The organism is Paenibacillus sp. P5_B5 (assembly GCF_056400365.1).
In genome coordinates, this window is record NZ_JBFULK010000003.1 from 255,359 (window position 1) to 276,304 (window position 20,946).

Genomic DNA, 20,946 nt, shown 5'->3' on the forward strand with positions numbered 1-20,946 from the left:
TTCAAAAAGGGAGGTGAGTTTGTGTCACAACTTGGTCAATTGCTACGAGAGACAAGACTTAAGAACAAGGTATCACTTGATGAGCTTCAGGAACTAACCAAAATACGCAAAGGTTATTTAGAAGCGATTGAAGATGGTAACTATCGGATTTTGCCGGGAAGCTTTTATGTAAAAGCGTTTATTCGCACGTATGCAGAAGCTCTTGGTATCGATCCAAATGAAGCACTCAGTTTGTATAAAATGGAGGCTTCACCTGAACCAGAGGAAGAGGTGCCTGTAGAACCAACGATTCGAAAACGCAATCGCAGTTCTCGAAATACCGAAAAATGGAGTCGAATTGCTTCAACTGTTCTCGTTATTTCCTTCATTGTGCTAATTATTATTGTTATCTATTATTTTAATTATAATAACAGCAATCGAAGCCCTGAAACGTCAGCAGAATCGAATAAAATTACTGAAAAAGCGTCTCCGCCGACAATTGAAGCTACTCTGTCTCCTTCGACGACACCGTCTTCAACTCCAACTCCTACGCCTACGCCTACACCAACACCAAATCAAGTTGTTGAGTTAAAATCGGTAGGGAAAAATGGTAAGTTTGAGGTATACGAGGTTACCAATACCGATAAAATGACAATTGCACTGAATGTTATTGGTAAGGAATGCTGGGTAAGTGTTACAACAATTGATGCTAACAACAAGAAAACCAACATTCATAACGGTACGCTTAAGAATGGCGAAACTAAAGAGTGGGAAGTTACCTCAACAACTCAGATCGTTCTTGGAGCTGCAGGAGCTGTTGAGTTAAAAGCCAACGGCATGAGTGTGCCAGTCGGGGATTCCCTTAATGTAAGAAACATCCAATTAAACATTCAAAAGCCTTAAGGCTTATTAAGATAGGAAGGGCGTGTTTTGCTTTGAGTTCTGAAAGTTCATTTGATATTGTATCAAAGCTTGATATGCAAGAAATGAGCAATGCAATTAGCCAAGCACTTCGAGAAATCGAGACTCGGTTCGATTTTAAAGGCAGCAAAAGCTCCATTACTTTGGAGAAAGAGGAGCTAATTGTTGTCTCTGATGATGATTTTAAATTGCAGAACGTCCTCGATATCTTATATTCCAAAATGTCCAAACGTGGAATTTCACTCAAAAACTTAGATCATGGCAAGGTGGAACCAGCCGCATCAAGTACAGTGAAACAACGGATTAAATTAATGTCTGGAATTGACCAAACGAATGCTAAGAAAATTAATGTTCTAATTCGCGATTCCAAATTGAAAGTCAAAAGTCAGATCCAAGGCGATCAAATTCGTGTTACAGGTAAAAGCAAAGATGATTTACAGCAAGTGATGCAATTGCTTAAAGGTGCTGACATACCTCTAGAATTAGCATTTGCTAACTTTAAATAGCATGCAACTGTAAGTATTGAATTGAATTCCCTTAAGTGTTGTTGAATAACACTTAAGGGTGTTCTTTTTTGACACTATTTTCACCATATATTATACTTGTTAGAAATGGCTCTGCGAATGGTTCTGTAAGGAAACTGGAGGGTTCAACAACATGTCGGAGAAGGTGAAAGTAGTTACGCTTGGATGCGAGAAAAATCTGGTTGATTCGGAAATTATGGCCGGATTAATTCATGAGCGCGGTTATGCACTTGTGGAGGACAATGAAGAGGCGACCATAATCATTGTTAACACTTGTGGTTTTATAGACGCTGCTAAAGAAGAGTCTGTAAATACAATTCTGGATATTGCGGATTTGAAACAAACAGGCAATTTAAAGGCATTGATTGTCTCAGGTTGTCTAACCCAGCGCTATAAAGAACAGCTCATGCAAGAAATGCCAGAGATTGATGGGATTGTAGGCACAGGTGATTTTCATAACATTAATGAAATCGTTGATGCTGCACTTGCTGGTAAAAAACCGATTTATGTGGGCAATCCAATTTTTAACTATGAGCAAGTATTACCAAGAAGAGTAACGACACCTCGTTATACAGCCTTTATCAAAATTGCTGAAGGTTGCGATAACGCATGTACGTTCTGCTCTATTCCGATTATGAGAGGTAAATTCCGTAGCCGATCGATGGAGTCGATTGTAGCTGAGGTTACCAATTTAGCAGCTCAAGGCGTCAAGGAAGTTAGCTTGATCGCGCAGGATTCTACGAATTATGGAACCGATCTATACGAAGGCTTCAAGCTACCTGAATTACTGAACAAAGTAAGTGATGTACCTGGGATTGAGTGGGTACGACTTCACTATACTTATCCAGGCTTTTTTACAGACGAGTTAATTGAGACGATTGCTTCAAATCCTAAAATTTGCAAATACATTGACGTACCACTTCAACACAGTGAGGATACGATCCTAAAACGTATGAGACGACCAGGCAGACAGAAGGATTCACGTGAATTGATTCGCAAGATTCGTGATCGTATTCCTAACGTGGCGTTACGTACTTCGTTAATCGTGGGCTTTCCTGGTGAAACAGAAGTGGATTTTGAGGGCTTGAAACAATTTATTACGGAAATGGAATTTGATCGACTTGGTGTCTTTACGTATTCACCTGAAGAAGATACACCTGCTGCAAGACTCCCTAATCATTTGAGTGAAGATATCAAGGAATTCCGAGCGAATACGTTGATGGAATTACAACGAGGCATCTCAGACAAACGTGGCGGAAATCGCGTCGGTGAGGAATTGGACGTACTTATTGAGCGCTATGATGGACGAAGTAACGTCTACATTGGTAGGTCTCAATATGACGCACCAGAAATTGACGGAGAAGTATTTGTGACAGGGGACAACATTGAGATTGGTGAGCTAGTGAAAGTACGTGTTACACATTCTTTTGAGTTTGATTTATCTGGGGTGGTAGTGTAATGAATTTGGCCAATAAAATTACAATAACAAGAATTTTTCTTGTTCCAATTATTATGTTTTTCCTTCTGATTCAAGTGAAGTTTCCTGAAATTCATATCAAGGATTTCAGCATCACTTACAATCAGATTATTGCTGCGCTTATTTTCATTATTGCGGCTAGCACAGATTCACTTGATGGGTACATAGCAAGAAAGAATAAGCTAGTTACCAATTTAGGTAAGCTTCTTGATCCGCTTGCTGACAAACTACTTGTTACAGCGGTGCTTGTATCTCTTGTAGAAATGGACAAATTGTACGCTTGGATAGCGGTAGTCATTATTTCAAGGGAATTTGCCGTAACCGGATTGCGTCAAATTGCATTACTTGAAGGTAAGGTTATCGCAGCGAGTGGATGGGGCAAGCTCAAAACTGCAGCACAGATTACGGCGATTATTGCGCTACTCATTAATAATTTTCCGTTTGCGTTCATTAATTTTCCGTTTGACCTTATTGCTTCATGGGTTGCAGCGATAATTACGGTTTATTCAGGAATTGATTATTTCATTAAGAATAAGCATGTTCTTGATTTTACGGATAAAGCTTAATTGACGAATAAGGTTTCACCCTAAGAAGCGGCTTGGCCATCTTGTCTTGGATGGTAAGTTGCTTCTTGCTGTAAACAGGTAGTTTATGAATGGGAGGGCATGCGATGAAAGCCGAAATAATCGCGGTTGGAACAGAACTGTTGTTAGGACAAATTGTGAATACGAATGCGCAATTCTTATCACAAGAATTAGCACTGATGGGCATTGATGTGTACTTTCAGACTGTCGTTGGTGATAACGAAGGAAGGTTAATGGAAGCATTCAAGCTTGCATCCTCGCGGGCTGATTTAATCGTATGTACAGGTGGAATTGGGCCAACACAAGATGATCTAACCAAAGATGTGCTAGCGAAGTATTTAAATCGCAACATTGTTATGCATGAGCCATCACTAGCTAAAATTACAGCATTCTTCGAAACTCGAGGGACGCATATGGTAGAAAGCAATAAACGGCAAGCGCTACTTCTTGAGGGAAGCGATCCTTTGTTTAACGAAACAGGAATGGCTGTTGGTATTGGGCTGTCACAAGCGGATAATCATTATATCGTGTTACCAGGACCTCCGAGTGAAATGCGACCGATGTTCAAGAATTATGCCAAGCCATGGTTACTTGGTGTCATGCAGGAAAACACGCCACTTCGCTCCAAAATGCTTATGTTCGGAGGCATTGGAGAATCCACCCTTGAAGATCGGTTAATTGATCTGATTCAAGCTCAGACAGATCCAACCATTGCGCCTTATGCGAAGGAAGGCGAGGTTGCAATTCGTCTTACGACGCGTGCTGCTACGGAAGAGGAAGCCAATCTCAGATTCGAGAAGGTCGAGACTGAGATTCGTGCTCGCATAGGGGAGCATCTGTATGCGGAGAAGGAAGCTTCGCTTGAATCGGCGATCCTAGAGCTCCTCACCGCTCGCGGAGCGACCTTCGCAGCAGCTGAGAGCTGCTCAGGCGGTCGCCTCAGCGACCTCGTCACAGCCCTCCCAGGCAGCTCAGCAGTGTTCAAAGGCGGCCTCGTGTGTTACACGAACGAGGTCAAGCATCGGCTGCTGGGCGTGCCGATGGAAGTGCTAGAAGGCGCTGACGCCCCAGGGGCTGTGTCAGCGGAGACAGCGGAGCTGCTTGCACGCGGTACGCTGCAAGCAACAGGCGCAGACTACGCCGTATCGATTACCGGCGTAGCGGGACCGGCTTCTTCCGAAGGGAAGCCGGTTGGGCTTGTGTATGTCGGCTATGCAGACATACATGGCAATACGCATGTGCAGAAGACGCATGCGTATGGCAACCGCGACACGATTAAGCTGCGTTCTGCGAAGAGCGCACTTTACTTGCTGTGGAAAATGCTCAAGCAGACAAAGGATTAAATAAGGATTCTTGCAATTTTATGGAAATTGCTATATAATAGAAACAACGTTAACGGAAGAACCGTAGCAAAGATGATCTTTGCTACGGTTTTTTTTGTGGCAGAATGTATCTCTCATAAGCTCTAAATTGGTAAATTACATCAAGAAACTCAAAAAGACGAATATATGTTCGAAAAAGTACTTGGCAACGGTGTTAAAAGCAGTTATTATATATCTATAATGATAAAAGGAAGTGACAGTTTTGACGGATCGTAAAGCTGCATTAGAACAGGCACTACGCCAAATAGAGAAGCAATTCGGAAAAGGCTCCATCATGAAACTCGGAGAATCTGCACATTCACAAATTGAAACAGTCCCAAGTGGTTCCATAGCGCTGGATATTGCACTAGGTGTTGGTGGTTATCCACGTGGACGTATTATTGAAATATATGGTCCTGAATCATCTGGTAAAACAACTGTAGCTCTACATGCAATTGCATCTGTACAAAGATCCGGTGGACAAGCAGCATTTATTGATGCTGAGCATGCGCTAGACCCTAAGTATGCAAGCGCCCTAGGTATTAATATTGATGAACTATTGCTATCTCAGCCAGATACTGGTGAACAAGCGCTTGAAATCGCTGAAGCACTAGTACGCAGTGGAGCTGTTGATATTATCGTAGTCGATTCCGTCGCAGCACTCGTGCCGAAGGCCGAAATCGAAGGTGACATGGGTGATTCACATGTTGGTTTGCAAGCACGTTTAATGTCACAGGCATTACGTAAGCTATCTGGTGCAATTAATAAATCGAATGTAATTGCGATTTTTATTAACCAGCTTCGTGAGAAAATCGGTGTGATGTTCGGTAATCCGGAGACAACTCCAGGTGGTCGTGCTCTTAAGTTCTATTCGTCCGTTCGTCTTGACGTTCGCCGGATTGAGACACTGAAGCAAGGCAATGACATGGTTGGTAACCGTACACGAATTAAAGTCGTGAAGAATAAAGTAGCTCCTCCGTTTAAACAAGCGGATATCGATATTATGTACGGTGAAGGTATTTCCAAAGAAGGTAGTATCATCGATATTGGAACAGATCTCGATATCGTCAACAAAAGTGGCGCCTGGTACTCCTACAATAATGAACGACTTGGTCAAGGTCGTGAAAATGCGAAGCAGTTCCTCAAAGATAATCCGCAAATGGCTGATGAAATTGAGAAGAAGATTCGCGATAATAGTAATTTGGCTGCAGCTGTTAATCTCAAAGATGCTGTTGAAGATGATGAAGATGATTTTGAACTTGAGGATTAATAAATTCATAGTATAAGTGAGTGGCACTTTTACATCGATTGTATGTAGAAGTGCTTTCTACTTATACAGAGTGCTTTTACATTTGACAACAGAATATGTTGATTGAAGAGGGGTGATTTGGATGGGGGAAGATAACCAATCCACACATTCCATCATTACGAAGGTGGAACTACAAGTACGTAAGAAGAATCGTTATAATATTTATATTAATGAGGAATATGCATTCTCACTTCACGAAGATATGTTGATCAAGCATCGATTACATAAGGGTGAAGAGATCGATCGGCCAGCAGTTGAAAGAATCATGCAGGATGAAGAGAGACATGCGGCTTATCTCAGGGGGCTGCTAATACTCGGCAGAAGGTCGCATTCGAGGTTAGAGATGAAGCAGAAGCTAAGAACCGCTGGATATGAAGCACAGGTATGTGAGTATGTGATCGAGCGTCTGCAAGATCAAGGATACTTGAATGATACGATGTTTGCACAGCAATTAGCTGATCAGCGAATTTCCTTCAATCGCAAAGGGCGGAACTTTGTGCGTCATGAACTGCAAGCTAAGGGAGTCAGCAAAGAGCAAATTGCACAAACATTGGAATCGTTAGACGTAGAAGCTGAGTATGAAGCTGCCCTTCCACTTGCCTTGCGTAAGTGGAAGAGTACCTCTGGTACTCGTATCGATAAGAAACGCAAAACTATGGGTCTATTACTTCGTAGAGGCTATACACAATCACTAGTAAGACGGGTTATAGAAGAAATACAACGATCGACAGAATTTGATGAAGAATCTACTGATTTACAATAAATAAGAAGATATGACAATATTTTTGTTCAATATGAAGAAAATCCAGTTATCTTTATTCAGGTTACCTTGACAATACTCTTCGACAAAAGCTAAAATAAAATTGTATATTTTCTATATCAACTTCATATTGTATTATGATTTTGATTCACTCATCGTAAAAATCGCCAATTTTTACTTGTGGGTAGTTGAACAAACAAGCACAGAAGATGTTGTGCGCATTAATATTCATGAAGACAAGCTAGTACTTTATGAATTAAGGAAACGCTCTCGTCTTTGCAAGGAAGGCGTAAACCGTTTCTTCTTGGTTAATAAGAATTTATATGCAGGTATAAACTCTTGTAACTTTAAGAAGCGCATCCGTCATATAGAGACGGGTGAAACCGTTTCTTCTTGTCTGATTCTTTTAGGGCAATGGAAAAGACATACGCTAACAAACCAATTAAAAATCGGATTAAAAAACCGAATGTCCCAAGATAAACACTTGGAGAATCAACGGGGAGGTGAACTAGACGCCTATGTTAGACACCTGGGTATGGATCATCATCGTTCTCGTTGTTGGCCTCGTTTTCTTATGGATTGGTTATTTTATCCGCAAATCTCTTGCAGAAGCAAAAATTTCCAGTGCCGAAATTGCAGCCGTACAGATAAGGGAATCAGCAGTCAAAGAAGCTGAAGCACTGAAGAAGGAAACGGTTCTGGAAGCTAAAGATGATATTTATAAGCTCCGGACTGAAGCTGAAAAAGACATTCGTGAACGTCGCAATGAAACACAGCGACAAGAAAGACGATTGTTGCAAAAAGAGGAATCGCTGGATAAGAAAATAGAATCTCTTGAACGAAAAGAGGAACAAGTAGCCAACAAAGAGAAACGAATTGAAGAAACACAAACACAGATCAACGAGCTTTATAAATCACAAGTATCAGAATTAGAGCGCATCTCTGGTTTAACGATGGAAGAAGCCAAAAGTATTATTCTTACGAATGTTGAACAAGAAGTGCGTCATGAAGCTGCTCAATTGATTAAAGAGATTGAACAGCAAGCCAAAGAAGAAGGCGATAAGAAAGCAAGAGAAGTAATTACACTTGCTATCCAACGCTGTGCTGCCGATCACGTAGCGGAAACAACGGTGTCAGTGGTTACCCTTCCGAATGAAGAGATGAAAGGCCGAATTATTGGTCGTGAAGGACGTAATATTCGTGCACTTGAAACATTAACGGGTATTGATCTTATTATTGATGATACTCCGGAAGCTGTAATTCTTTCAGGTTTCGATCCGATTCGTCGTGAGATTGCCCGTAATTCTCTTGAAAAATTAGTAGCAGATGGACGTATCCATCCTGCACGTATTGAAGAGATGGTCGAGAAATCCCGTAAGGAAATTGATGAGCGTATCCGTGAATATGGTGAGCAAGCAACTTTTGAGGTAGGGGTACATGGATTACATCCAGACCTTATTAAGATTTTGGGTAGACTTCGCTTCAGAACTAGTTACGGACAGAACGTATTGAAACACTCAATGGAAGTGGCTTATTTATCCGGATTGATGGCTGGAGAACTCGGTGAAGACGTAACTTTGGCGAAACGTGCCGGGCTTTTGCATGACATCGGCAAGGCGCTTGATCACGAAGTTGAGGGATCGCACGTTGAGATTGGCGTGGAGATCGGGAAGAAATACAAAGAGCATCCGGTTGTTATTAACGCGATTGCTTCCCATCATGGTGATTGTGAAGCGACTTCTATCATTGCTATGCTCGTTGGTGCAGCTGATGCTTTATCAGCGGCTAGACCAGGAGCAAGACGTGAGACGCTTGAAACATACATCAAACGACTTGAGAAGCTTGAAGAGATTACAGAATCCTTCGAAGGTGTTGAAAAATCATATGCCATTCAAGCGGGACGTGAAGTCCGCGTTATGGTACAACCTGAGAAGATCGATGATACAGAATCATTCCGCTTAGCACGTGATATTACGAAGAAGATCGAAGAAGAACTCGATTATCCAGGTCATATTAAAGTAACTGTTATTCGCGAAACGCGTGCAGTTGAATACGCTAAGTAAATAGTTTAAACTAGAAAAGTGGCTGCGATATGCCACTTTTCATTTTTTTATATAAAGAGTGTATTTGGGAGTGAATGATCATACAAGTTGTATTTATTGGAGATGTTGTAGGTTCAGTTGGACGTAAGGCGCTTCGAGCTGTATTACCCAGATTGAAGACGAATTACCCACGCGCACTGTTTATTGCCAATGGTGAGAATGCGGCAGGTGGCCGCGGTATCACTCATCAAATCGCTAGAGAATTCTATGAGCAAGGAATTAGTGGGATTACACTTGGTAATCATACCTGGGATCAGAAGGAAATTTTTGATTTTATAGATGATGATCATCGACTAATTAGACCTGCTAACTTCCCAGAAGGAACACCTGGACTTGGTGCTACTGTTCTTAAGGCTATGGAAGGAGAAGTCCTGTTAATTAATTTGCAGGGACGAACGTTCTTACCACCAATTGATTGTCCATTCCGTAAGGTGGATGAAATTCTGGAAGAAGCACGTAACCAATACAAATATGTAATTGTTGATTTCCATGCGGAAGCAACCTCTGAGAAAATCGCAATGGGTTGGTATTTGGATGGCAGAGTATCAGCGGTTGTTGGTACACATACACATGTACAGACCAATGACGAGCGTATTTTACCTCAAGGGACAGCGGTTTTAACAGATATCGGTATGACAGGTCCTAGAGATGGCATCCTTGGAATGGAGCGTTCAGCAGTCATTCAGAAATTCGTGACACAATTACCAGTTCGTTTCAATGTCGATGAAGGAAAATGGCATTTCCATGCGGTATTTATCGAATTAAATGATACGACTGGGGCAGCTGAATCGATTAAATTGCTACGATTTGATGAAGATAGTTTTATTTTTGCGTAATCTTTTTTATTCCTTACTTGGTAGAAGAAGGAATTTAGGGTTCCCATCGCGAATAGACTTGATAATGGAATTTATTAGCTATTCCTGGGGAGGAACTTATTCATGGAAGTATTAAAAGTTTCAGCAAAATCCAATCCAAACTCCGTAGCAGGTGCACTTGCTGGCGTGTTACGGGAACGCGGTGCGGCAGAGCTCCAAGCGATTGGGGCAGGTGCACTTAATCAAGCGATCAAGGCAGTAGCAATTGCTCGAGGATTCGTAGCGCCCAGTGGAGTTGATTTGATTTGTGTACCAGCTTTTACGGATATTGTAATTGATGGTGAAGATCGTACTGCGATTAAACTAATCGTAGAACCAAGATAATTGTAACCCAAAGATAGCCCTTAATAGGGCTTTTCTTTTTGAGTCATTAAGAAAGTATAGGCTAAGCACACATACTTTCTAGTAATCACCTTAAGAAACGCGTCCCGTCTTAATATAGACGGTGAAACTATTTCTTCTTGAGTAGGTATAAAAAGGTAGGAGGTAGATACAAAATGGTGATAGACGGACATTGTGATGTACTATTGAAGCTATTTAGTGATAAACGATTACGTTTTGATGACCCGCATAGTAAGGAGCTCCTAGCAGGTTTACCTAGGCTGGTTGAAGGTGGCGTAAAGCTCCAATTCTGTGCCATATTTATCGATGAGGATGAGGTGGGTACTCCTACGTTTGAACAAGTACTCGAATATGTGGATATTTACGAAAGACAGCTTATAAGTCATCCGAACATTAGACCCGTGCGTACAAAGGCCGAGCTTGATGCAATTCATACAGAAGGTGTAATAGGGACTTTACTACATATAGAAGGAGCAGATGCATTTGATGGTAATCTGATGCTCTTACGTACAGCTTTTCGCTTAGGTGTGAGAACAATTGGTTTGACATGGAATTATAGCAATTGGGCAGGTGATGGAGCAGTAGAACCTCGTCAGGGTGGATTGACAATAAAGGGCAAGCGATTTGTGAGAGAATGTGAACGAATTGGAATTATTTTGGATGTTTCTCATTTATCAGAACGAGCTTTTTGGGATTTGGAAAAAGAAACCAATAATCCTTTTTTTGCATCTCATTCCAATGTTTATGACTTATGTCCGAATAATCGGAATTTACGGAGAGATCAACTGCAAGCGCTTCTAAACCGGGATGGAATTGTTGGTTTGACATTTGTTCCTTATTTTGTAAAACAAGAAAAACCAGTTACGATCGACGATCTACTTAGGCACGTAGATTATGTATGTGCGCTTGGAGGAGTGAACCAACTAGCCTTTGGCTCGGATTTCGATGGCTTCGATCAAATGATTCCGGGCCTAGAACATGCCGGAGGGTTTGTCAATTTGGGGAATGAACTCTATAGAAGATATAAAAAGGAAGAGGTAGAAGGATTTCTATTTGGAAATTGGCATCGATTTTTACGACAAAATTTACCAAATTAAATAATTCAATCCATCTAAAATATAGATAGATTCAATCTAAAAATAGAATATCACTAATTTATTAAAACTACTTGTATTTTTTGTGTAGAAGACATAAAATTTTATTTATAGATATGTTAGAAAATTTTTATTTAACTAATTATTTATTTAACATAGCTTGTATCTAAACAACTTACGCGCTATTTAAAAGCTGCAAAACAGAAGGAGAGGACGCAAGTGATTAGTCAGTTGTCTTGGAAAATCGGAGGTCAGCAGGGAGAAGGGGTCGAAAGTACAGACCGTATTTTCTCAACTGCCCTTAATCGGCTTGGCTATTTTTTGTATGGCTATCGACATTTTTCTTCAAGAATTAAAGGTGGTCACACGAATAACAAGATTCGTATTTCGACAAAGCCAATTCGCTCGATATCCGATGATTTAGACATCTTGGTTGCTTTTGACCAAGAAACGATCGATCTTAATGCGCACGAACTTGGCAATACAGGTGTTATTGTTGCCGATGCAAAATTTAACCCGACTTTACCTGAGGGGGTAAAAGCACGGTTGTTCCCAGTACCTATCACAGCAATTGCTGAGGAGCTTGGCACATCATTATTTAAGAATATGGCGGCATCTGGTGCATCATGGGCTTTACTTGGATTACCAGTTGAAGTGTTTAATAAAGCAGTAGAAGAGGAATATGGACGTAAAGGTGCCGCTATCGTAGAGAAGAATATTGAGGCGGTTCGTAAGGGCGCAGAATTCGTGCTTGAGCTTGCTGGTGGTCCTATTCCAGAATTGCAGTTAGAACCTGCAGACGGTTTAGAAAAAATGTTTATCATTGGTAACGATGCGATTGCTTTAGGAGCTGTTGCAGCGGGCTGCAGATTTATGCCAGCTTATCCGATTACTCCAGCATCTGAAATTATGGAGTATCTGACTAAGACGCTTCCTAAATACGGCGGTGCAGTTATTCAGACTGAGGATGAAATTGCAGCTGTGACAATGGCAATTGGTGCTGGTTACGGTGGTGTTAGAGCGATGACTGCATCTGCAGGTCCTGGCCTTTCACTAATGACTGAAGCAATTGGTCTAGCTGGTATTACAGAAACACCAGTTGTTATTGTAGATACACAGCGTGGAGGTCCAAGTACAGGACTTCCAACTAAGCAAGAACAAAGTGATTTGAACGCAATGATCTATGGTACACATGGTGAGATTCCTAAGATCGTACTTTCACCAAGTACAATTGAAGAATGTTTCTATGACACTATTGAGGCGTTTAATCTAGCAGAGAAATATCAATGTCCTGTTATTCTATTAACAGATTTGCAACTATCGCTAGGTAAACAATCGTCTGAATTGCTTGATTATGATAAAATTGTAATTGATCGCGGTAGATTAGTGACCGAAGCACCGTCACTTCCTGAGAATCAATTATTTAAGCGTTATGAATTTAGTGAAGATGGTGTTTCTCCAAGGATTATACCAGGTGTTAAGAATGGTATTCACCACGTAACTGGTGTGGAACATGACCAATTCGGTCGTCCATCTGAAAGCCCGGTTAACCGTAAGCAAATGATGGATAAACGTATGGAGAAAATGAAGCATGTGAAGGTTACAAACCCAATTCTAGTTGATGCTCCAGTAGAAAATCCAGATTTGTTGATTATCGGCATGGGTTCGACTGGCGGTACAATTGATGAAGCAAGAACTCGTTTAAGCGCTGATGGAATTGCAACGAATCATGTAACAGTTCGTTTAATGCATCCGTTCCCAGTCGAAGAGTTGAAACCTTTGATTGATAAAGCTAAAACTGTAGTTGTTGTTGAAAATAACGCGACAGGTCAGTTAGCAAACTTGATTAAGCTAAACATTGGTAATCACGATAAAATTAAGAACCTTCTTAAATATAACGGTAATCCATTTTTACCGGCTGAAATTCATGAAGAATGTAAGGGGATGACACTCACATGGCAACATTAAAAGATTTCCGTAATAACGTAAAACCTAACTGGTGCCCCGGCTGTGGTGACTTTTCTGTTCAAGCATCTATTCAAAGAGCTTCTGTGAATCTTGGTCTTGAACCAGAACAACTCGCTATCGTTTCAGGGATCGGTTGCTCAGGACGTATCTCTGGTTACATTAATGCATACGGCTTACATGGTGTACATGGTAGATCATTGCCGATTGCACAAGGTTTAAAAATGGCAAATAGAGAATTAACAGTTATCGCATCAGGCGGTGACGGAGATGGTTTTGCAATTGGTATGGGTCATACTGTACATGCGATTCGTCGTAACATTGATATGACTTATATTGTAATGGATAACCAAATCTATGGTTTGACTAAAGGTCAAACATCACCTCGTAGTGGTGAAGGCTTCAAGACGAAGAGTACTCCAGCTGGTTCAATTGAAACGCCACTAGCTCCATTAGAAATGGCTCTAGCAGTAGGTGCAACGTTCGTAGCTCAAGCGTTCTCATCCAATGTTAAGCAATTAACTGCTATTATTGAAGCAGGTATTAATCATAAAGGTTTCTCGATGATCAATGTATTTAGCCCATGTGTAACTTTCAATAAAGTGAACACTTACGATTGGTTCAGAGAACATGTGCAAGATCTTGATGATACACCTGATTACGATTCGTCGAACCGCATAGCTGCAATGTCTAAATTGATGGAAACTAACGGTCTAATCACTGGTATTATCTATCAAGATAAATCAAGAAAGAGCTATGAAGATTTGGTGCCTGGATTTAAGACACAAGGTCTTGTTAACCAAGATATTCACCTTTCGAAGCCTGATTTCGAAAAACTCGTATCTGAATTCAAATAATTATTTTACTTACTTAAGCATGTGGTTTTCGAACCACATGCTTTTTCTATGTTGTCTTAATATGACTATGGGTTTACTTTGAGGCTCGTTTTTTATAAAATGAAGTAGACATATCATACTGTACTCGCATAATGAAGGATGGGACAAACACATGAATAATGAACAAGTAACGAATTCAGAGAGCAAATTAGTACCAATCGGCATTTCAGCTAGACATATTCACTTATCACAGGAACATATTGACATCTTATTCGGTGCAGGATATGAGCTTAAAGTGATGAAGGATCTTACGCAACCAGGACAGTTTGCAGCTGAAGAAACTGTAGCAGTATCCGGTCCTAAAGGTGGTTTCGACAAGGTTCGTATTCTCGGTCCAGCTCGTAAAGAATCACAACTTGAAGTTGCGATGACTGATACGATGAAGCTTGGTATCCCAGCTCCAGTACGTGAATCAGGTCATATCGAAGGAACACCTGGCGTGAAGCTAACAGGACCTAAGGGTGAAGTTGAACTTGACAAAGGTGTAATTGTAGCTGCTCGTCACATTCATTTCCACACTTCAGATGCAGCTAAGTGGGGCATTCAAGATAAGCAAGTATTAAAAGTAAAACTTAATGGCCTCCGTCCTTTAACTTTTGACGATGTAATTGCTCGTGTATCGGATTCCTTTGCACTTGATATGCATATCGACACGGATGAAGGCAATGCTGCTGGTGTAAGAACCGGTCAAATGGCAGAAATTATCGGGTAATCGATTCATTCACTTCGTTATACGAAACTCCTCTATAATTTAGGGGAGTTTTATTTATAGTGTCGCAAGATGAACGCTGCGTGAACGGATTGTCCTTACGATCAAACCTGATTTTCACTCATAAAAATCTGAATTGTTTTTAATTCATCAAGTTTTGTGCGTATATTGCCTTTTTCAGTAGATAGAAATACGGTGTCTCAGTATGATATAATTTTGTATTGACTATAAAGATAATTGTTTATAAACATAGAGGGATGTGATTACAGAATGAAGAAGGAGGCAAGTGACTCAACGGACTTAAAATCCGTCAAGGGTGCTAAGGACTACTCCAAATACTTTGATTTCTCAGGTGCTAAATTACTTGCTGAGGATGAGAACGGTAAGAAGTATCGGATTGGCGGACGTGAAGTTCAAATTAAGAGTCAGCCATCTCATAAAGACGAGAAGCGCAGGGGCAGAGAAGACATTCAAGTTTTTTATGAAAATGCAGTTTTGGAAGAGCTGAGGGAACTCGGAAAAGGTAAGTTTTATTTAGTTTATACATTTGGCTGCCAAATGAATGAACATGATTCTGAGACGATGAAAGGCTTGCTCGAGCAAATGGGTTATCAGCCGACAGAGGACAGAAAACAGGCGGATGTGATTCTACTTAACACTTGTGCGATTCGTGAGAATGCAGAAGATAAAGTGTTCGGTGAGTTAGGACATCTCAAAACGCTCAAAACACAAAAACCAGGTCTTATCCTTGGGGTATGCGGTTGTATGTCACAGGAAGAGGGCGTAGTTAGCCGAATTCTTCAGAAGCATGTATTCGTTGATATGATCTTCGGTACACACAATATACATCGATTGCCACGTCTATTACAGGAAGCTTATTTCTCCAAAGAAATGGTCGTTGAAGTGTGGTCTAAAGAGGGCGACATTGTTGAGAACTTACCGCATAAGCGAGAAGGTATGCGTGCATGGGTAAATATCATGTATGGTTGTGATAAGTTCTGTACGTACTGCATTGTACCTTATACACGTGGTAAGGAGCGTAGTCGCAGACCTCAGGATGTTCTAGCAGAGGTACGGGATCTCGCGCGGCAAGGCTTCAAGGAGATAACTTTGCTTGGTCAGAATGTGAACGCCTATGGTAAAGATTTTGATGATTTGGAATATACGTTTGGCGATTTGATGGATGACATTCATAAGATCGATGTTCCTCGGATTCGATTCATGACATCACATCCCCGTGATTTTGATGATCGACTTGTTGAAGTTTTGGCTAAAAAAGGTAATCTAATGGAGCATATTCATTTACCTGTTCAATCAGGTAGCTCGGATGTGCTGAAGAAAATGGGACGTAAATATACACGTGAGCGGTATCTTCAACTTGTTGACCAAATCCGCGAAGCAATTCCAGATGCAGTCCTGTCTACCGACATTATCGTAGGCTTTCCTGGGGAAACGGACGAGCAGTTTGAAGAGACGATGTCACTTGTAAGACAAGTTGGTTTTGATATGGCGTTTACGTTCATCTACTCACCGCGAGAAGGAACACCTGCCGCATCTATGGTAGATGATGTCCCAATGGAAACGAAGAAACAGCGCTTATATCGCCTGAATGATGCAATAGGTGAATATAGCAAACAAAACAATGATAAGTTGATTGGCGAAGTGCTTGAAGTGCTTGTTGAAGGCGATAGTAAGTATGATGTTAATGTACTTTCGGGTAGAACTCGGTCGAATAAGCTAGTCCACTTTACCGGATCGAGAACACTCATCGGTTCATTCGTTAATGTGCGAATTACAGAAGCCAAAACCTACTTCCTTAAAGGGGATCAAGTAGAGGAAGCAATAAAAATGACTATCTAAACTGTCGATTATTTCGATCAAACTGGGAGAGTGTATGAATATGTCGAACCACAATGAGCTAGAACCTTGTCCGATAGAGCATCATACGAATGTTGAATTCGTAATCCGTGAAGATATCATGGCTAAAACAAAAGAGTTAGCAGAGCTATTAACAACATCTACTGAAATTCAATTTTTTCAACAAGCGGAGAAGCAAATCTCAAGTAATGAAGGTATTCAACAATTAATTAATAAAATTAAGAAAAAACAAAAAGAAATTGTTGCGTTCAAGTCGTTCCAGAACTCACAAATGGTACAGAAGATTGAGAACGAAATCGATCAACTACAAGATGAGCTTGATTCAGTACCAATTGTAAATGAATTCAAGCAATCACAAGAGGATATTAATTACATGCTCCAGCTGGTTATGGGGATCATTCGAGATACGATCTCTGATAAAATTAGTGTTGAAGCTGGGACAGAAGAGGACTCATCCTCTAAATGTGGTATTTAAGAACGTTTAAGAATGAGCAAAAGATCGATTCCTTCAGAGTTGTTCAAATGGCGATCGATCTTTTGCTATTTATAGCGCTTATAACCTAGTTCACGGGCGTGTTTCCAATTACGTAATAAACGGCGATAAATGGTCTGGTCTTGAAGCTTAGATAGGGGTTCATATTCAGGACGTGTATTCACTTCAATGATCCAAGGCTTTAGATTCTTATCGATCCCAATATCCATCCCAATCTCCCACACATCAGGAAATGCAGTTCGGATTTGCTTACTCGCTTGTGTGCCTAAGTAATATAAAAAGCTAATATATCCATCAATTTCATTCTCTGTTAAATAAGGTTCAAGCAGCTCGTGGATCGAATGTAAACTAGCTCCCTGAGCGCCATTGGTTACAATTTTGTTGCGCTGAGCGAGTCTCCCTATAACACCGCTTCCTTCCCACTTACCATCTTTATTCCGCTGAATCATGACACGAAAATCAAAAGGCCTTCCATCTCTTTCTAGTAAACGAACTCCTTTTTGCACAATATATTTACGTTTAGTCATTTGTTTGTCTAATTGTTTGAACATGTGTGCGGCGGTACGGAATGATTTTTTCTTTGTTTTCCATTTTAAGTGGAAGGGCTGTTTATGATGGCTCGATTGTTGTAGTGCTTGAACGATCCCTATACCTTTGGAACCTGTATCAGGCTTAATAAACATGACTTTGTAGCGTTTAAGCAATTGTCTGGTTTTATGAGTCGTAAAAAGAGCAGTCTCGGGAATGTAGCGGCGAATATTGGAATGTCTGTTTAACACAATCGTTTTTTCCCATTTGCTTGGAATATAGCTTTTTAGTTTGCTCTGCATTAAATGGTGCCCCCCCTCATCAGATTGTTAATTTCATGCTCATTATTTGGATATTCATGGGATGGGAAATTGGACCGGGCTCTGGCACATACATGCCTTAATTTATTCAAAACAATTGATAATCCGGATACGCATTTATTGCGCTCCGGTTTTTTTATATCATATCCAGTACACAGCTTTGGTAAATGATGCTAAAATAATGATATAAAGTAGAATACTTTTGAAACTTAGTTTTTCATGTTGCGTATTACAGTTATGAAACCATTTCTCGAGGAGGAAACCATATATGTCTATTTTTAAACGTTTTAGAGATTTAACAATGTCTAACATTTATTCCCTTATTGAAAAAGCAGAAGATCCAATCAAAATGACTGATCAGTACTTACGTGATATGCAAGAAGATTTAGAGGATGCAGAGAAGGCAGTAGCTGCACAGATCGCGATTGAGAAGAAATTCAAAGCCTTGTACGAAGAGCAAGAAGCGCTTGTGAAGAAACGTGAAGAGCAAGCCAATATTGCTGCTCAAGCACAAAATATTGATTTAGCTCGTCGTGCGCTGGAAGAGAAGAAATCAGCAGAAGCGAAAATGGCTGAATACAAAACAGCGTACGATCAGAACAAAACAGCTGCAAATAACCTGCGTGCTAAACTTGATGAAATGCGTAAGCAGCTAGTAGATATGAAGAACAAACGTGAAACGCTTGTTGCTCGTTTTAATGCTGCCAAAGCACAAAATGAGATCAATAAAGCGATGAGTGGTTTAGGCTCCGACACGGCTGCTAATGGACTTAAGCGCATGGAAGAAAAAATGATGCAAATGGAAGCTCAAGCTGAAGCAAGCAACGAGCTTGCAGCGAAAGATGCTTCGTTAGATGATGAGATCGCTAAATTAGGATCAAACAAAGCTGTCGATGATGAGCTTGCTGCCCTAATGAAAAAATACGAATAAAACGCATAAAGAGGTTATTGCATGCAGGAAGAGAGCGTCTTAGGACGTTTCTCTTTTTGCGTGATATCGAATTTATATGTTATCCGAAAGTATTATTAGCCTTAGGGAGGAACAGATATGGCATGGACGGTCGTACTTGGCACGCTCGTATGGGCAGGTGCTGGGGCTGTACTTTTATTTGTATTAATGACGATTGACTCGTTAATAACACGTTATAAAGATTTTGAAGAAATGAAAAAAGGCAATATGGCAGTGACACTAAGATTTGTCATGAAGCTATTTGCTCAAGGTTACATCCTTTCCGAATCGATCAGTGTATTTAACGATTTGTGGGCAGGGCTGCTATTCTCGTTTATTGCATTCCTCATTTTATTAGTACTAGAATTAATCGTTCGTTTATTACTATCACTGATTACTGGCATGAAGCTAGTTGAAGGTACACATGATGGTAAAGTCACATATGGTTTAATTGCTGGTTCTTTGCATATGGTCGGTGCATTAATCATCGTAGGTGCAACTTATATCAGCTAATGACAACTTTAATGAAGGAGACTATGCAATGAGTTTGTTTAAGCGTATTAAGAATATTCTAGCTAAGCCTGAAGCACCAATTGTAGAGAAAAGTATGCTGCAGCTTGGAGCGGGTGACATTTGTGAAGTGTCTCTTGTAACCTACCAAGTGACAGGCCGCTTGCATAATAAACAACGTAATGCTGTCGTTCTGACCTTGCAAGACGGCAATACGATTCGTTACTTGCATATCGAAGAGCGAGAGAGACTCGTTTATTCATTATATACACCAATTGATGGCAGACTGGACTCCCCTGATGAAGTTCCGACCTCTATGGAGCTAGATGATGAAATCTATCATTTGGAAGAACAGTATTCCGGGTTTGTTCAAGTAAATGGTAGAACGCCATTTCAACAAGTTGGAGAACAACATGTTTGGCAGTACCAATCTGATTCCTCCAGGCTGCTTCGAATTGAGTGGCAGGATGGACGATTCATGCTATATGAAGGTGAATGGATCTTGAATGCTGACGTTAAAGTGATTCGAGGAACTTAAAGGTGAGGTGATCACGTGGCTAAACGGCTCTTATACAGTTTAAAATGTTTGCTTGTCGTGAGCCTTATTATTCCACTGCTTGCGGCATGTACTTATTCTGTCAGCGAGTCTTTTCCGCTAGAATCGGTCAATAAGAACGGCAACGAAACTTCTTATGTGTATCGCGCAGCGAATCAGACCGTACCAGAGGTTGCAAAGGAAATAGCCGAGGAGAAGAAACCGAAGGAAATTTCCAAGGAAGATACGGAGCGTATGTTCCTAGTTTACAATGATGAGATTTATCATGTCCAAAAGGATACAGCCAAACCAGAAGACTCCCTGATTGAAATCAGTTCCAAGCAATATGTGAAGAACAATTATTCCTCTGATTTTCTGAAAGGGTATCTAACCGCATCTATTATTGGTTCGATCTTTGATTCCTTAGGATCAATGGGATCGGGCAAATATCGTGGTTATAACTCACGTGATACGTATCAGCCAAAGACGGTTTATACCAAGCCAACAGAGCAAGATAAGAAGGCTAAACCACCGATAACGGTAAATAAAACGGGATCGATTACGAAACGTAACAGTGGCAGTACTGGTTCTACAAGCAAGAAGTCTGAATCAGTGAAAGATACGAAATCGAGTGATTCAGGTGGAATTACTGGTAAAATTATTCGGGATAAGGGTAGCTCGAGCAATTCTAGTAATTCGAGTAGCTCAAGCAGTAAGAAATCATCTTCAGTCACCAAGAAGCCAGCTAAAGTCAGTGTCCCTAAGACAAAGGTGAAAACGGGGAAGGTCTCAAGGCGAAGATGATGAACTTCGAATGAACGATTACACATATAGG

Annotated in this window: 21 protein-coding genes; 20 read left to right on the forward strand and 1 reads right to left on the reverse strand. The window is 40.7% G+C overall.

Annotated elements, in window-relative coordinates; translation table 11 throughout:
- Positions 1–21: 21 nt before the first annotated feature.
- From AC1DOK_RS06200 to AC1DOK_RS06275, 16 genes are all read left to right on the forward strand, one after another.
- Positions 22–882, forward strand: a complete 861-nt coding sequence (locus AC1DOK_RS06200) for a helix-turn-helix domain-containing protein (protein WP_477553371.1) — start codon at positions 22–24, stop codon at positions 880–882.
- Between the two features lie 32 nt (positions 883–914).
- On the forward strand, positions 915–1,406 hold the full coding sequence (locus tag AC1DOK_RS06205) for a YajQ family cyclic di-GMP-binding protein (RefSeq protein ID WP_477553372.1): 492 nt from the start codon (positions 915–917) through the stop codon (positions 1,404–1,406).
- Between the two features lie 151 nt (positions 1,407–1,557).
- A complete protein-coding gene (rimO, locus tag AC1DOK_RS06210; RefSeq protein ID WP_477553373.1) occupies positions 1,558–2,883 on the forward strand; it encodes a 30S ribosomal protein S12 methylthiotransferase RimO in 1,326 nt (441 codons plus the stop codon).
- On the forward strand, positions 2,883–3,467 hold the full coding sequence (gene pgsA, locus AC1DOK_RS06215; RefSeq protein ID WP_477553374.1) for a CDP-diacylglycerol--glycerol-3-phosphate 3-phosphatidyltransferase: 585 nt from the start codon (positions 2,883–2,885) through the stop codon (positions 3,465–3,467). The genes rimO and pgsA overlap by 1 nt, the downstream gene beginning before the upstream one ends.
- 104 nt (positions 3,468–3,571) lie before the next feature.
- Positions 3,572–4,828, forward strand: coding sequence for a competence/damage-inducible protein A (locus tag AC1DOK_RS06220; protein WP_477553375.1), 1,257 nt, complete (start codon positions 3,572–3,574; stop codon positions 4,826–4,828).
- A 241-nt stretch (positions 4,829–5,069) separates the two neighbouring features.
- The gene (recA, locus tag AC1DOK_RS06225; RefSeq protein ID WP_477553376.1) at positions 5,070–6,116 is read left to right on the forward strand and encodes a recombinase RecA; all 1,047 of its coding nucleotides are present in this window, start codon (positions 5,070–5,072) and stop codon (positions 6,114–6,116) included.
- 121 nt (positions 6,117–6,237) lie between these two features.
- The gene (locus AC1DOK_RS06230; RefSeq protein ID WP_477553377.1) at positions 6,238–6,918 is read left to right on the forward strand and encodes a regulatory protein RecX; all 681 of its coding nucleotides are present in this window, start codon (positions 6,238–6,240) and stop codon (positions 6,916–6,918) included.
- A gap of 515 nt (positions 6,919–7,433) precedes the next feature.
- Positions 7,434–8,978 carry a ribonuclease Y gene (rny, locus tag AC1DOK_RS06235; RefSeq protein ID WP_477553378.1) on the forward strand — a complete coding sequence of 515 codons (1,545 nt, stop codon included), beginning with the start codon at positions 7,434–7,436 and terminating at the stop codon, positions 8,976–8,978.
- A gap of 80 nt (positions 8,979–9,058) precedes the next feature.
- On the forward strand, positions 9,059–9,853 hold the full coding sequence (locus tag AC1DOK_RS06240; protein ID WP_477553436.1) for a TIGR00282 family metallophosphoesterase: 795 nt from the start codon (positions 9,059–9,061) through the stop codon (positions 9,851–9,853).
- 102 nt (positions 9,854–9,955) lie between these two features.
- On the forward strand, positions 9,956–10,216 hold the full coding sequence (locus AC1DOK_RS06245; protein ID WP_005550495.1) for a stage V sporulation protein S: 261 nt from the start codon (positions 9,956–9,958) through the stop codon (positions 10,214–10,216).
- A gap of 173 nt (positions 10,217–10,389) precedes the next feature.
- A complete protein-coding gene (locus tag AC1DOK_RS06250) occupies positions 10,390–11,331 on the forward strand; it encodes a dipeptidase (RefSeq protein ID WP_477553379.1) in 942 nt (313 codons plus the stop codon).
- Positions 11,332–11,547: 216 nt separating this feature from the next.
- The gene (locus tag AC1DOK_RS06255) at positions 11,548–13,296 is read left to right on the forward strand and encodes a 2-oxoacid:acceptor oxidoreductase subunit alpha (protein ID WP_477553380.1); all 1,749 of its coding nucleotides are present in this window, start codon (positions 11,548–11,550) and stop codon (positions 13,294–13,296) included.
- Positions 13,284–14,150, forward strand: a complete 867-nt coding sequence (locus tag AC1DOK_RS06260) for a 2-oxoacid:ferredoxin oxidoreductase subunit beta (RefSeq protein WP_477553381.1) — start codon at positions 13,284–13,286, stop codon at positions 14,148–14,150. Before AC1DOK_RS06255 ends, AC1DOK_RS06260 begins: the two co-directional genes overlap by 13 nt.
- A gap of 151 nt (positions 14,151–14,301) precedes the next feature.
- Positions 14,302–14,901, forward strand: coding sequence for a phosphate propanoyltransferase (gene pduL / locus AC1DOK_RS06265; protein WP_477553382.1), 600 nt, complete (start codon positions 14,302–14,304; stop codon positions 14,899–14,901).
- 267 nt (positions 14,902–15,168) lie between these two features.
- On the forward strand, positions 15,169–16,758 hold the full coding sequence (gene miaB / locus AC1DOK_RS06270) for a tRNA (N6-isopentenyl adenosine(37)-C2)-methylthiotransferase MiaB (protein WP_477553383.1): 1,590 nt from the start codon (positions 15,169–15,171) through the stop codon (positions 16,756–16,758).
- A gap of 40 nt (positions 16,759–16,798) precedes the next feature.
- Positions 16,799–17,251: a YlbF/YmcA family competence regulator gene (locus AC1DOK_RS06275; protein ID WP_477553384.1), complete on the forward strand. Its 453-nt coding sequence runs from the start codon at positions 16,799–16,801 to the stop codon at positions 17,249–17,251.
- Positions 17,252–17,316: 65 nt separating this feature from the next.
- Here the strand turns inward: AC1DOK_RS06275 and AC1DOK_RS06280 are convergent, their stop codons facing one another.
- Positions 17,317–18,099 (reverse strand): YheC/YheD family protein, encoded by a 783-nt coding sequence (locus AC1DOK_RS06280; RefSeq protein WP_477553385.1) that lies wholly within the window; start codon positions 18,097–18,099, stop codon positions 17,317–17,319.
- Between the two features lie 286 nt (positions 18,100–18,385).
- Between AC1DOK_RS06280 and AC1DOK_RS06285 the strand changes: the two genes are divergently transcribed.
- The 4 genes from AC1DOK_RS06285 to AC1DOK_RS06300 all read left to right on the forward strand — a co-directional run bounded on the left by AC1DOK_RS06285 (position 18,386) and on the right by AC1DOK_RS06300 (position 20,915).
- Positions 18,386–19,048, forward strand: coding sequence for a PspA/IM30 family protein (locus AC1DOK_RS06285; RefSeq protein ID WP_477553386.1), 663 nt, complete (start codon positions 18,386–18,388; stop codon positions 19,046–19,048).
- Between the two features lie 117 nt (positions 19,049–19,165).
- Entirely contained in the window at positions 19,166–19,579 is a 414-nt protein-coding gene (locus AC1DOK_RS06290) for a DUF350 domain-containing protein (RefSeq protein WP_477553387.1), read from the forward strand.
- Positions 19,580–19,607: 28 nt separating this feature from the next.
- Positions 19,608–20,114 carry a DUF4178 domain-containing protein gene (locus AC1DOK_RS06295; RefSeq protein WP_477553388.1) on the forward strand — a complete coding sequence of 169 codons (507 nt, stop codon included), beginning with the start codon at positions 19,608–19,610 and terminating at the stop codon, positions 20,112–20,114.
- 15 nt (positions 20,115–20,129) lie between these two features.
- The gene (locus AC1DOK_RS06300; RefSeq protein ID WP_477553389.1) at positions 20,130–20,915 is read left to right on the forward strand and encodes a DUF4247 domain-containing protein; all 786 of its coding nucleotides are present in this window, start codon (positions 20,130–20,132) and stop codon (positions 20,913–20,915) included.
- Positions 20,916–20,946: the final 31 nt, after the last annotated feature.

Bases quoted from the DNA above. Each gene is read 5' to 3' on its own strand.
- rimO (WP_477553373.1), top strand. From the start codon at position 1,558: ATGTCGGAGAAGGTGAAAGTAGTTACGCTTGGATGCGAGAAAAATCTG.
- pgsA (WP_477553374.1), top strand. From the start codon at position 2,883: ATGAATTTGGCCAATAAAATTACAATAACAAGAATTTTTCTTGTTCCA.
- AC1DOK_RS06220 (WP_477553375.1), top strand. From the start codon at position 3,572: ATGAAAGCCGAAATAATCGCGGTTGGAACAGAACTGTTGTTAGGACAA.
- AC1DOK_RS06230 (WP_477553377.1), top strand. From the start codon at position 6,238: ATGGGGGAAGATAACCAATCCACACATTCCATCATTACGAAGGTGGAA.
- rny (WP_477553378.1), top strand. From the start codon at position 7,434: ATGTTAGACACCTGGGTATGGATCATCATCGTTCTCGTTGTTGGCCTC.
- AC1DOK_RS06245 (WP_005550495.1), top strand. From the start codon at position 9,956: ATGGAAGTATTAAAAGTTTCAGCAAAATCCAATCCAAACTCCGTAGCA.
- AC1DOK_RS06250 (WP_477553379.1), top strand. From the start codon at position 10,390: ATGGTGATAGACGGACATTGTGATGTACTATTGAAGCTATTTAGTGAT.
- AC1DOK_RS06260 (WP_477553381.1), top strand. From the start codon at position 13,284: ATGGCAACATTAAAAGATTTCCGTAATAACGTAAAACCTAACTGGTGC.
- pduL (WP_477553382.1), top strand. From the start codon at position 14,302: ATGAATAATGAACAAGTAACGAATTCAGAGAGCAAATTAGTACCAATC.
- miaB (WP_477553383.1), top strand. From the start codon at position 15,169: ATGAAGAAGGAGGCAAGTGACTCAACGGACTTAAAATCCGTCAAGGGT.
- AC1DOK_RS06275 (WP_477553384.1), top strand. From the start codon at position 16,799: ATGTCGAACCACAATGAGCTAGAACCTTGTCCGATAGAGCATCATACG.
- AC1DOK_RS06280 (WP_477553385.1), bottom strand. From the start codon at position 18,099: ATGCAGAGCAAACTAAAAAGCTATATTCCAAGCAAATGGGAAAAAACG.
- AC1DOK_RS06285 (WP_477553386.1), top strand. From the start codon at position 18,386: ATGTCTATTTTTAAACGTTTTAGAGATTTAACAATGTCTAACATTTAT.
- AC1DOK_RS06290 (WP_477553387.1), top strand. From the start codon at position 19,166: ATGGCATGGACGGTCGTACTTGGCACGCTCGTATGGGCAGGTGCTGGG.
- AC1DOK_RS06295 (WP_477553388.1), top strand. From the start codon at position 19,608: ATGAGTTTGTTTAAGCGTATTAAGAATATTCTAGCTAAGCCTGAAGCA.